The sequence below is a fragment of the Yimella radicis genome (genome assembly GCF_054778255.1).
Window position 1 is genome coordinate 27,648 of the sequence record NZ_BAAGZR010000008.1, and the last position, 12,780, is coordinate 40,427.

At 66.6% G+C, this 12,780-nt stretch carries 10 protein-coding genes; 6 read left to right on the plus strand and 4 right to left on the minus strand.

Annotation, left to right across the window (positions count from 1 at the left end):
* Positions 1-7 precede the first annotated feature (7 nt).
* Positions 8-772, minus strand: a complete 765-nt coding sequence (locus ACYU8W_RS06180) for a sulfite exporter TauE/SafE family protein (RefSeq protein ID WP_141928605.1) — start codon at positions 770-772, stop codon at positions 8-10.
* A gap of 43 nt (positions 773-815) precedes the next feature.
* Positions 816-1,610 carry an ABC transporter ATP-binding protein gene (locus ACYU8W_RS06185; RefSeq protein WP_129627553.1) on the minus strand — a complete coding sequence of 265 codons (795 nt, stop codon included), beginning with the start codon at positions 1,608-1,610 and terminating at the stop codon, positions 816-818.
* A 42-nt stretch (positions 1,611-1,652) separates the two neighbouring features.
* On the opposite strand from ACYU8W_RS06185, the gene ACYU8W_RS06190 reads away from it, so the two are divergent.
* On the plus strand, positions 1,653-2,408 hold the full coding sequence (locus ACYU8W_RS06190; protein WP_499467537.1) for an Rv1486c family protein: 756 nt from the start codon (positions 1,653-1,655) through the stop codon (positions 2,406-2,408).
* A 459-nt stretch (positions 2,409-2,867) separates the two neighbouring features.
* Entirely contained in the window at positions 2,868-4,331 is a 1,464-nt protein-coding gene (locus ACYU8W_RS06195; protein WP_499467539.1) for an HNH endonuclease signature motif containing protein, read from the plus strand.
* Between the two features lie 147 nt (positions 4,332-4,478).
* On the opposite strand, the gene ACYU8W_RS06200 is transcribed toward ACYU8W_RS06195, so the two are convergent.
* Positions 4,479-4,964, minus strand: coding sequence for a GNAT family N-acetyltransferase (locus ACYU8W_RS06200; RefSeq protein WP_499467540.1), 486 nt, complete (start codon positions 4,962-4,964; stop codon positions 4,479-4,481).
* Positions 4,965-5,156: 192 nt separating this feature from the next.
* Positions 5,157-6,374 carry a glycogen synthase gene (gene glgA / locus ACYU8W_RS06205; protein WP_499467542.1) on the minus strand — a complete coding sequence of 406 codons (1,218 nt, stop codon included), beginning with the start codon at positions 6,372-6,374 and terminating at the stop codon, positions 5,157-5,159.
* Between the two features lie 96 nt (positions 6,375-6,470).
* Between glgA and glgC the strand changes: the two genes are divergently transcribed.
* From glgC to cphA, 4 genes are all read left to right on the plus strand, one after another.
* Positions 6,471-7,718 carry a glucose-1-phosphate adenylyltransferase gene (gene glgC / locus ACYU8W_RS06210; protein ID WP_499467544.1) on the plus strand — a complete coding sequence of 416 codons (1,248 nt, stop codon included), beginning with the start codon at positions 6,471-6,473 and terminating at the stop codon, positions 7,716-7,718.
* On the plus strand, positions 7,715-8,944 hold the full coding sequence (gene serB, locus ACYU8W_RS06215) for a phosphoserine phosphatase SerB (RefSeq protein ID WP_499467546.1): 1,230 nt from the start codon (positions 7,715-7,717) through the stop codon (positions 8,942-8,944). The genes glgC and serB overlap by 4 nt, the downstream gene beginning before the upstream one ends.
* The gene (locus ACYU8W_RS06220; RefSeq protein WP_499467547.1) at positions 8,937-9,824 is read left to right on the plus strand and encodes a cyanophycinase; all 888 of its coding nucleotides are present in this window, start codon (positions 8,937-8,939) and stop codon (positions 9,822-9,824) included. The genes serB and ACYU8W_RS06220 overlap by 8 nt, the downstream gene beginning before the upstream one ends.
* Before the next feature lie 85 nt (positions 9,825-9,909).
* Entirely contained in the window at positions 9,910-12,768 is a 2,859-nt protein-coding gene (cphA, locus tag ACYU8W_RS06225) for a cyanophycin synthetase (RefSeq protein ID WP_499467549.1), read from the plus strand.
* Positions 12,769-12,780: the final 12 nt, after the last annotated feature.

The following is a 12,780-nucleotide window of genomic DNA, read 5'->3' on the forward strand; positions in this document are numbered from 1 at the left end:
CGCCGACTCAGTTCACCAGGAGGTTGACGATGGCAACGATGCCCACGACCACAATGAATCCTCGCAGGACGTTGGGTGGGAGCTTGCGACCGACCGAGCCGCCGATGAAGCCTCCGATCAGTGCGCCGGCCGCGATGAGCCCGGCGATCTTCCAGTCCACGTGTTCGCGGGAGACGAGGATGAAGGTGAGGGCGGCGACCGCGTTGACGATCGTGCCCAGGACGTTCTTGATCCCGTTGAGCTTCTGCAGCGGTTGTGCGAGCAGGACGCTCATCACTCCCATCAACAGAACCCCTTGTGCCGCACCGAAGTACCCGCCGTACACCCCGGCGACGAAGATCCCGACACCGAGCAGCACCCGCCGTCCGGGCGACTCGTGATCGGGGTGATTCTCGGCGGCCCATTTCTGGATGCGCGGACCGAAGATCACCAGCAGGACGCCGACCAGGATGAGCACTGGGACGATCGCGTCGAAGGCCTCGGCCGGCAACGCGATGAGCAGCAGAGCGCCGACGATCGCACCGAGGAATGACATCGGGGCCAGACGCTTGAGCTGGTCGGCGGTCGAGCGCACCTCGCGCCGGTAGCCCCAGGTGCCGCTGAGGCCCCCGGCCACAAGACCGATCGTGTTGGACACGTTGGCGGTGACCGCTGGTACGCCGAATGCGAGCAGCGTCGGGAACGTGACCAGGGTGCCCGAACCGACGATGGTGTTGATCGTTCCTGCAGCCATTCCGGCAAGCAGGATCAGCAGGGCTTCGGTCCAGGGCATTGCTGCAGATTAGCCAAGGGCTGTCGACGTCATCGGCGCAGTCTCAGGTTGCGCGTGCGCTCCAACGGTCACCGTTCGGACCTTCGTGCCGATCGAGCACGAGCGGCACCCCGAAAGCGTCCGAGAGGTTCTCGGCGGTCAATGTCGATTCGATGGGGCCGGCGGCAACCACACGTCCTCCACGCAGCATCAACACGTCGGTGAATCCCGGCGGGATCTCCTCGACGTGATGGGTCACCAGGACCATTGCGGGCGCATAGACGTCCTCGGCCAACTCACCCAGACGGCGGACGAGGTCCTCGCGGCCACCCAGGTCGAGACCCGCGGCGGGCTCGTCGAGCAACATGAGTTCCGGGTCAGCCATGAGGGCGCGCGCGATCTGGACGCGCTTGCGCTCCCCCTCGCTCAAGGTGCCGAAGCGGCGGTCGATCAGGTGGTCGGCACCGATGGTGGCCAGGAGTTCCTTCGCACGCTCATGGTCGAGTTCGTCGTACTGCTCGCGCCAGCGTCCGACCATTCCGTAGGACGCGGTGACCACGACGTCGCCGACCCGCTCCTCGCGTGGAATCCGGTCGGCGATCGCGGCCGAGGCCAGACCGATGCGGGGGCGCAGTTCGAAGACGTTCACCGCGCCGAGTACCTCTGACAGCACGCCGGCAACACCCGATGACGGGTGCATCCGCGCTGCGGCGATCTGCAGCAGCGTCGTCTTGCCCGCGCCGTTCGGGCCGAGCACCACCCAGCGCTCGCCCTCCTCGACCTCCCAGGTCACGTCATCGAGCAACTTCTTGTCGCCTCGGACGACGGTCACTCCGGCGAACGCCAACACATCGCTCATGGCCCAAACCTATCCGGCGGGCCGAACATCTACGGTGGCCGGATGGGCACTCTCCCGGCATCGGTCCGACTGGCGCTGTGGGCGACGGCCGCATGGAACGGTCACGCACCTGCTGCGGCGGTGATCGAGCGGTCGTTCCCCGACGTCGACGACGTGAGCGGCGACCTCGATCGATTGCAACTGTGGGGTGAACTCGGTGAGCGGGCGATGCTGTGTGCCCTGCCACATCCCGGTCACGCGCAGTCGATGCCTCGAGGTTCGACGAGTCTGATGGCCGAGACTTTGGACGCGGGTGAGTGCGCATACGTGCCGATGATCGGCGGCGCCCTGGTGCCGTTGATCGAACCCTATGGACCCGAACAGGATCTGGGCTGGCGGGCCGAACTTCGTGCCTTCGACTGCTCGCCCACGCCGACCCACCGCATCGAAATGCTGACCGGCTCGTCCATCGAACGACGGCTGCAGTCCGAAATCGCCTCTGCGACGGCGCAACTCGTGGACATCGACCTCGTCCCGTGGCAGCGATCGAGCGAACGGGACGAAGCTGCGGGGCATCTCTCGGGTGCCTTCGGGCTGCCTGCCGGGATCCCTGCACGGTTGGCCCGGACGATCTGGAGCGCGGCCACCGTGTCGGCCGCAGCCGAGGCGGCGCTCGACCATGACCCGATCGTCGGTGCATCGGCACACAGCCAGCGGCACGAGGTGCTCCGGCGGCTGATGATCGAGTGCGACCAGGTCCTCGCGGACGCGACCAACCTCGCCGCCCTCACCATGGCCGGCGTAGTCCCCGACCGCTGACCCGAGCTGCTGGGACGGCGTGAACCGTCAGCCGAGTACCTGCGCTTGTCCTGAGCCGATCACGGTGGTCGAGTAGTGAGGGAGCTCCAGCGCCGAGCGTGATCGAGACCCCCCCGACGAGACAGGCCCACGCCCGCTGGCTCAACCACCCCGACCCCTCGACGAAACCTGACCACGCCCCGCTGGTTGAGCCCGACGGATGAGGAACGAGTCCGTCGGTGCCGAAACCACCCCAACCCCTCGACGAAACCTGACCACGCCCCGCTGGTTGAGCCCGACGGATGAGGAACGAGTCCGTCGGTGCCGAAACCACGCCAACCCCTCGACGAAACCTGACCACGCCCCGCTGGTTGAGCCCGACGGATGAGGAACGAGTCCGTCGGTGCCGAAACCACGCCGAACCCTCGACGCAAACCGGACCACCCGGAGGTTGTCAGTGCTCGATGGTTGACTATTCGTATGAGGGAGAACGAAGCAGTCGACGCCACGAAAACGGTTGAACCCGAACCGTTTTCGTCGGAGGCTGTGCTCGACAACGCGGACGAGTACGACCCCGCGTACGTGGCCAGGTACGACCTGGAACGCGTCGCCGGTGCCCTCACCGGCGCGTACGCCGACCTCATCACCGTGATGCGCGAATCCCTCACCGAACAGCACTGGGCTGTCTCCGGGATCCGGTCCCCGGAACACTGGTTGACCTGCTTCGCCGGCGTCTCCCGCGCCGCCGCAACAGACATCGTCCGCATCGCCTCCCGCGCGAACGAACTCCCGCACGCGATCGCCGCGTTCGAACGCACCGAGATCACGTTCCACCAATTGGCGGTCATCGCCCGTCATGTCCCGGCCGGGTTCGACGAAGACGTCACCCGCCTGGCACCACACTGCGACGTCGGCCAACTCCGACGAGCCGTCGCGAAGTACCCCTTCCCCGCTGATGACACCGACGACAACTTGGACGACGATGTGGACGAGGACGAGGTGCCCGAACCCGACCCGTCCACCCGTCCGGCGCAGTTACGGTCCTGGTTCGACAAAGGCCGCTACCACTTGGAGTTCGACGGACCCGTCGACCAAGGCGAACTCCTCGAGCAAGTGTTGAACGAAGCCAAGAACGCGCTGTTCCAGCAAACCCGCCACACCGACAATGATCGCGACAACAACTGCGACCGGGACTGCGGCCAGGACCCCGCAATCGAGTCCGACCAAGACACCACGGCGCAACGGCTTCCGGCCGCGTTCGGCAGCACCCACCTCGGTGCCGACTCGGGTGAAGGTTTGGACGCGGCTGGGAAACCACGGATCACCCTGGCGGACGCGTTCCTCGAAGCCATGCTCCGCTCCCTCCACGCCGGCACTCAGGGGGTGTCGGGTCGGGCGGACACCTACCGGGTGCTGTTCCACCTCGACGCCCACGGACACGGCTGGTCGGGCGGCGCCGGAGCCCTCCCACCCGCACTCCGCGAGAAACTCTCCTGTGACGGGCTGATCGTCCCGATCATCGAGAAGAACGGGTACCCCGTCGACGTCGGACGCACCCAACGCATCGTCCCAAGACGCACCCGCCGCCTCGTGCACGACCGCGACCACGGCTGCCGGTTCCCCGGCTGCGGAACCCACCGCTACGTCGAAGTGCACCACACCATCCACTGGTCCAAAGGCGGCAACACCGACCTGGGCAACCTGATCAGCCTCTGCCCCTTCCATCACGACCGGTTACACGCCGGCGACTTCACCATCACCACGTTGTCGCCAGGGTTCTTCACGTTCCGAGACCGGTACGGCGACCGGTTCGGCTACCGACCACCCGACCCAGCAACCCCACCCGGCGCGCGCTCCACGCCGACGAAGCCGGCGAAACCGTACGAACGACAATCCTGGGAACCCCTCAACCTGCACTGGATCGAATTCCACAACACCGGCTGACCGAGTCGCGGCGCGACGAACAGGGCATTGAACCTCGGCTCAGACATCCGCACGGCTTGTCGGGGGGGGTCCGCGAATGAGTGGCTGCTCGACCTGGCCACCACGGAGGCACTTTTGCTGCAATGCAGAGGGTAAGACCGCGACCTCTTACCCCACGCGGCCGACCCAGCGCGTTTCACCGTCCTCCGTGATCTGGGTAGGTTGCAATCCCAGATGACGCGCGATGCGCTGGGACGCCTCGTGATTCGGGTGGATGTGAGCGACGATCTCCTCCATTCCTCGGGCGCGCAGTTCCTCGAGGAGTAACGAGGTCGCGCGGGTCGCGTAGCCGTGACGCTGCCACGGTCGGCCGATGACCCAAGCAATCTCGGCCGGCCCCCCACCTGCTGGAACGGTCGCCTGCACGTAACCCACAGCCTCCTGCTGTCCACCGGCGACGACGACGTGGTTGATCCATACCTCGGTTCCGTCCGCAGAATGCCCACGGACCTGGGCGGCGTAACGCCTCTCCAGCTCGGACCGGCTCGGCGGCTCACCGCCGGTGATCTCGTAGAGGTCGCGATCGGCGAGAACGATGGCCATTTCGCCGGCGTCGGTCACTCGGAGCGGACGGATGCTGACAGTTTCGGTCATGGGTTCAGTCCACCGGAACCGCTGTTCAGCCACAACCGATTTCGACGAGCGCGGGTCATGACCCACCTCACCGACGGCGTTGCCCGCTACAAGGAACCACTCAGAGAGCTGGACGCGCAGATGCGGGCCGGTCGTCCGTTCGTGGCGCACTCGACACGCCACCTCATCGAAGCCACCGACCGATCTGAGCGTTCAGTCCCTCTTGGAGTACTGAGCGACGATCTCCTCGTATGCAGCCTTGGTCTTCTCGGCGATGGCGTCCCAGCCGAACTTCTCCACGGCCCGCTCGCGACCGGCGCGGCCACGACGCTCCGCTTCCTCCCGATCCGAAACGGCTTCGTTCAGTGTCGCGGCCAGGTCGGCGACGAACTTGTCGGGGTCGACCGGTGTGCCGGTGCCGTCGGAGACCTGCTCGATAGGGACCAACCAACCGGTCTCGCCGTCCGCAACGACTTCGGGGATGCCACCGGTCGCCGTTCCCACGACCGCGGCCTCGCAGGCCATTGCCTCGAGGTTCACGATGCCAAGCGGCTCGTACACCGATGGGCAGACGAAAACCGTTGCAGCAGAGAGCAGTGCGATGACTTCCTTGCGCGGAAGCATCTCGTCGATCCAGATGACGGGTGCGGTGCGGTTGTCGCGCAACTCGTCGACGAGACCCTTGACCTCCTGCAGGATCTCCGGGGTGTCCGGCGCCCCCGCACACAGGATGAGCTGGACCTCGTCCGGCAGTTCGCGGCAGGCGCGCAGCAGGTAGGGCATGCCCTTCTGGCGAGTGATGCGTCCGACGAACACGACGGACGGCTTGTCGGGGTCGGCGCCGTGCTTTCGCACGATCTCCTTGCCCTCGTCCGACGAATCCCGCTGCCACAGTTCGGAGTCGATGCCGTTGTGGATGACTCGCACCTTGTCGGGATCGATGTCGGGGTAACACCGCAGCACATCCTTGCGCATGCCGTCGCTCACCGCGATGATCGCCGCCGCGTGCTCGTACGCGGTGCGCTCGACGTACGACGAAACCTGGTAGCCGCCGCCGAGTTGCTCGGCCTTCCACGGACGCAGCGGCTCCAGGCTATGTGCGCTGATCACGTGCGGGATGCCGTAGAGCATCGAGGCCAGGTGACCGGCCATGTTCGCGTACCAGGTGTGCGAATGCACCAGGTCGGCCTCACCGCAGTCCTGCGCGATCGTGAGATCGACGCCGAGCGTCTTGAGCGCACCGTTCGCGTCCGCCAACTCCGGCAGATCGGGATAGCCGTAGGTATCCGGCTCGTCCTGCGGTTTGCCGAACGCTCGCACCGCCACCTCCTGCCCGATGCCGCGCAACGCCCGGACGAGCTCGGCGACGTGAACACCGGCCCCGCCGTAGATGTTGGGTGGGTACTCCTTGGTCAGCACGTCCACTCGCATGCTCGAAACGCTACCGCTGCCCAGGGTGCGAGATGTCTGCGGACGTCAACCGGACGTTCCCCGCACCGACGACCTCGAACGTCATAGGTTGGACCCATGGTTTCCAAGGGTCCGAAAGTGCTGGCCATCGTCCTCGCCGGAGGCGAAGGCAAACGTCTGATGCCGCTGACGCAGGATCGTGCGAAGCCGGCCGTCCCGTTCGGCGGCATCTACCGTCTCATCGACTTCGCGTTGTCGAACCTGGTGAACAGCGGTTACCTGAAGATCGTCGTCCTCACCCAGTACAAGTCGCACAGCCTCGACCGGCACGTCACGAAGACCTGGCGCATGTCCACGATGCTCGACAACTATGTCGCTCCCGTGCCCGCGCAGCAGCGCGTCGGCAAACATTGGTTCGCCGGTTCGGCCGACGCGATCTTCCAGAGCCTCAACCTGATTCATGACGAGCGGCCCGAGTACGTCGTGGTCGTCGGCGCCGACCACGTCTACCGCATGGACTTCAGCCAGATGCTCAGCCGGCACATCGAGTCCGGGGCGGCCGCTACCGTCGCCGCGATCCGCCAGCCCATCTCGCTGGCGAACCAGTTCGGCGTCATCGACCTCGACCCGCAGACACCGGGCAAGGTGGGTGCGTTCCTGGAGAAGCCGTCCGACCCGGAGGGCCTGGCGGACAGCCCGGACGAAGTGCTCGCCTCAATGGGCAACTACATCTTCACCACCAGGGAACTTGTCGACGCAGTCACCGCCGACGCCCAGAACGAGTCCAGCGATCACGACATGGGTGGCGATATCGTCCCTTGGTTCGTCGACCGCGGTGAGGCGTACGTCTACGACTTCAAGGACAATGAAGTGCCCGGCGCGACCGAGCGCGACTTCGGCTACTGGCGTGACGTCGGCACCCTCGACTCCTACTACGAGTCTCACATGGACCTCACCTCGATCCACCCGATCTTCAACGTCTACAACTACGACTGGCCGATCCGCACGAGCCCGGGCAACTTCCCGCCGGCGAAGTTCACCACGGGCGCCTCGGACATCGCCGGCTACGCGGTGGGGTCGATCGTGTCGCAGGGGTGCATCGTCAGCGGGTCGACGATCCGAAACTCGGTGCTGTCCCCCAACGTCCGCACGCACAGCTTCTCCGAGGTCAGCGACTCGGTGGTCCTGAACAACGTTGAGATCGGCCGCAACTGCCGCATCCGGCGCGCGATCATCGACAAGGATGTCGTGGTGCCGGCGGGTACGAACATCGGCATCGATCATGCGCACGACCGCGACCGTGGGTTCACCGTCTCAGAGTCCGGCATCGTCGTCGTCGGCAAGGGGACGGTCATCCTCCCGTGACCGAGGCCGCTGTTCCCTCGGCTTCGGTCGACACCCTCCTGCTGACGGTTTCCGCAGTCGACCAGCCGGGCATTACCAACGCTCTGCTGCGCCAATTGCCCCCCGATGCACCGGTGTTGGACCTCGAGCAAGTCGTGGTGCGTGGCCGACTCACGCTGTGCGCCCTGCTCGGCAACGCCGAGAGCGTGTTGCACGCCAGGCCGCGACTGGACGCCTGGGCGCACGAACACGCACTCGACCTTCACCTTGTCGAGGGCCACGGCGACAACGCACCCCGGCGTCCTGGACGCGCGTACGTCGTCGTGCTCGGTGATCGGTTGTCGGTCGAGGCGGTCGGCGCGGTCACCGATCGCATCACTGCATCCGGCGCCAACATCGACCGCATCCGCCGGCTGGCACGCACGCCGGTCACGGCCATGGAATTCGATGCGTCCGGCGCCGATGTCGCCGAACTCAAGCGTGAACTCGCAATGGTTGCAGCGCAGTTCGGTATCGACATCGCTGTAGCCGCGGGCGGCTTGGCGCGCCGTGGACGCCGCCTGCTGGTGATGGATGTCGACAGCACGTTGATCCAGGACGAGGTGATCGAGTTGCTCGCCCGGCACGCCGGACGCGAACAGGAAGTTGCCGCCGTCACCGAACGGGCGATGCGCGGTGAGATCGACTTCACCGAGAGCCTGCACGCCCGGGTCGAGGCACTCGCCGGTCTGCCGGTGAGTGTGCTGGACGAGGTACGTGACCAGGTGCGCCTGACACCCGGCGCCCGCACGTTGGTGCGCACGGTCCGGCGTCTCGGATACACCGTGGGGGTCGTGTCCGGCGGTTTCATCGAGATCGTCGGGCCGCTGGCGGCTGAACTCGGCATCGACCACGCTCGCGCCAACGCCCTCGAAATCGAGGACGGCCGGCTGACCGGACGCGTTACCGGGCCGGTGATCGATCGCGCCGAGAAGGCCCGCACCCTGCGCGAGTGGGCTGACCTCGCCGGACTCCCCCTCGAACGCACCGTCGCTGTCGGTGACGGCGCCAACGATCTCGACATGCTCGCGACCGCCGGCATCGGCATCGCCTTCAACGCCAAACCAGTCGTCCAGCAGCAAGCTGACACCACCGTCAACGTGCCCTACCTGGACTCAGTGCTGTTCCTGCTCGGCATTTCCCGCGACGATGTGGAGGAAGCAGACACCGTGGAAACCACCGCTGCCTACAATCCCCACCATGCGTAAACCAGGTTCTCGTTCCCTGCTCATCATCGGCGGCGCCGAGGACAAGGTCGGACGCGTCACGATCCTGCGTCGCTTCGTCCGGCTGGCCGGTGGACGCAAGGCGAAACTCCTTGTCATTCCCACCGCGTCCTCCGTGCCCGACGAGGTTGTCGAGGTCTACTCGACGGTCTTCAGCCGACTGGGCTGCGAGTCGATCGACGAGGTCAACCCGCGCAACCGGATCGCCAGTAACGACGAGGAACTCATCCGACGCGTCGACGAGTCCACCGGCATCTTCATCTCCGGGGGCAACCAGCTGAAGCTGAGCCAGTTGATCGTCGGGACGCCGCTCGGCGCCGCACTGTTGCGCGCTTATCAGCGTGGGGCAGTGATCGCCGGCACGTCCGCGGGTGCGTCGATCATGAGCCAGTTCATGATCTCGATGGGCGAGGAAGGCGTGACCCCGCGGCAGCGGTCGTCGCAGCTCACCGCCGGGCTCGGCCTGCTGCCCGGTGTCATCGTCGACCAACACTTCGACCAGCGCGCCCGGTATGGACGCCTGCTGTCTCTGGTCGCCGGATCGCCGTCACTGCTGGGCATGGGCATCGACGAGGACACCGCCGCAGAGATCACCGACGAAACCGAGCTGACCGTCGTCGGCAGCGGCGCGGTGTTCGTGGTCGACGCCCGCAAGGCGATCACCGACGCCCACGAAGCACGGCGCGATGCACCGCTGCTGGTCACCGGCGCCGTTGTCCACACGTTGCCGTTCGGTGCCACCTTCGACCTGGAGACCGCCACGCTTGTCGACTTCGTCGAGAAGTACGCCGATGTCGCCGTCCAGTCCGGCCGCGACCAGCACGACACCGCCACGGCCGCAGCCGCGTTGCGGCACCACTGATCCCAGCACGGAACCAGCACGGAACCAGCACGGAACCAGCACGGAACCAGCACTGGGCTACCGAGCCTGAACCGGAAGTGAGCACATGACCGATACGCCTTCTCAGACCCCGACCGAACCCGCGGCCCCGGACCTCACCATCCGTTCGACCCGCGTGTACCGGGGTCCGAACGTGTGGTCGTACGAGCAGGCCATCCACTTGGTCGTCGACCTCGGCGTGTTGGAGCAGTACCCGACCAACCTGTTGCCCGGTTTCACCGACCAGCTGGTCGAGTTGCTGCCGAACATCGAAGCCCACACGTGTTCCCGCGGCCAACGGGGCGGTTTCGTCGAGCGGCTGCGCGAGGGCACGTGGCTGGGCCATGTCGCCGAGCACATCGCCCTGCAACTGCAGCAGGAGGCCGGCCACGACATGCGGCGCGGCAAGACCCGAGCCGTACGCGACGAGGTGGGTGTCTACAACGTCATCTACGGCTTCATGGACGAGCGGGTGGGCCTGGCGGCGGGCGAACTCGCGGTGCGACTGGTCAACCATCTTGTGCAGCCCGAGGAAGGCTTCGACTTCGCCACCGCCCTCGACGAGTTCCTGGTACGCGCCGGACGCACCGCGTTCGGGCCGTCCACCGGCGCCATCATCGAAGAGGCTGTCAGCCGCGACATTCCCTGGACCCGCCTGAACGAGCATTCGCTCGTCCAGCTGGGTCAGGGCGTGCACGCCCAGCGCATCCGCGCCACGATGACCTCGCAGACCTCCGCACTCGCTGTCGACATCGCCGGCGACAAGAACCTCACCACCAGGCTGCTCGCCTCTGCCGGGCTGCCGGTGCCCAAGGCGGAGACCGTGCGCACCGCCGATGGCGCCGTGTCCGCCGCTCGACGCGTGGGCTTCCCGGTGGTCGTCAAGCCGCTCGACGGCAACCACGGACGCGGCGTCGTCCTAAACCTCACCTGCGACGAGGAGGTGCGGGACGCATTCGTGATCGCGCAGGCGCAGTCGCGGCGCGGTGTCGTCCAGGTGGAGTCGTTCATCACCGGCAAGGACTACCGCTGCCTGATCATCGGCGGACGCATGGCGGCGATCGCCGAGCGCGTCCCCGCGCACGTTGTGGGCGACGGCGAGCACACCGTGCAAGAACTCGTCGACATCACCAACTCCGACCCGCGACGCGGTGTCGGTCACGAGAAGGTACTCACCCGGATCAAGGTGGACGACGCCGCGATCGAGCTCGTCCGCGAGCAGGGCTTCGGCATGGACGAGGTTCCGCCCGCGGACAAGATGGTGAAGCTGGCCCTGACCGGCAACATGTCGACCGGAGGCATCAGCGTCGACCGCACGTTCGACGCCCACCCTGACAACATCGAGATCGCCGAGGAAGCCGCCCGGATGATCGGGTTGGACGTCGCCGGCATCGACTTCATCTGCCCCGACATCACCGCCCCGGTGCGTGAGACCGGTGGGGCGATCTGCGAGGTGAACGCCGCTCCCGGCTTCCGGATGCACACGCACCCGACCGTCGGCGAACCGCAGTTCATCGCCAAGCCGGTCGTCGACCTGCTTTTCCCGCCCGGTGCCCCGTCGCGTGTACCGATCGTCGCGGTCACCGGCACGAACGGCAAGACGACCACATCGCGCATGCTCGCCCACATCATGAAGGGCCTCGGCCGCAAGGTCGGGATGACCTCGACCGACGGCATCGTCATCGACGAGCGTCTGGTGATCAAGGCGGACGCGTCCGGGCCCCGTTCGGCTCGCATGGTGCTGCAGAACCCGCGCGTCGATTTCGCGATCATGGAAGTCGCCCGCGGGGGCATCCTGCGTGAAGGACTCGGCTACGACCGCAACGACATCGCGGTCGTGACCAACATCCAGGCCGACCACCTCGGCCTGCGCGGCGTCGATTCGCTCGAAGACCTCGCCGCGGTGAAATCCGTTGTGGTCGAGGCGGTTCCGCGCGATGGGTATGCCGTACTCAACGCAGACGACCCGCTGGTGCGCAGGATGCGACGCCGCTGCAGCGGCACGATCGTGTGGTTCTCGATGGAGCCCCCCGGCTCCGAGGTGCGCGACTTCATCGACGAGCGTTGTCGCCGCGGTGCGCGCGCCGTCGTGTTGGAATCGTCCGAGCGCGGCGAGATGATCGTGCTGCAGCAGGGTCGCCGGTCGATGCCATTGGCGTGGACCCACCTGCTGCCGTCGACCTTCAACGGTGCGGCCCGCATGAATGTCGCCAACGCGCTGGCCGCCGCAGGTGCCGCGTTCGCCGCCGGCGCGCCGCTGCACGATATCCGCCAGGGGCTGCGCACCTTCGACACCTCCTACTACCTGTCCCCCGGACGTCTGAACCGCCTCGAGGTCAACAACGCCGAGGTGTTCGTCGACTACTGCCACAACCCGCCCGGCATGGAACGACTGGGCGAGTTCGTGGAGGCGTACGTCGGCCAGCGGCAGGGTTCGACCGACCACCGCATCTCGCGCATCGGCATGATCGGTGCTGCCGGCGACCGCCGCGACGAGGACGTCCGCGAATTGGCGCGGGTCGCTGCCCAGCACTTCGACGTGCTGATCATGCGCGAGGACGACAACCTGCGCCGGCGTCCCGCCGGTGAGGCTGCCGCGCTGTTGGTCGAGGGTGCTCGCGAAGCACAGGCCGGCGGTGCGCGCGTCCGACAGATCGAAACCGTGCTCGACGAACACGACGCGGTGCGTCACGCGGTGCTGCGCGCCAACCCCGGCGACGTGGTCGTGCTGTGCGTCGACCAGCACGCGAAGGTGCTGAACGAACTGGAGTCGTTCAGCCAGAAGGCGCAGGCCGGTTCACGCTTCAGCGACGAGCAGCCCGGCGACCCCGACCTCGACCCGCAGGAACTCTCGGCCGAGGCGGAGTCGGCGATGGCCAAGGACGACATCGAGGTTCGCGAAGCGATGGAGCGTCCGCAGAACTGACCTCGAAGACCC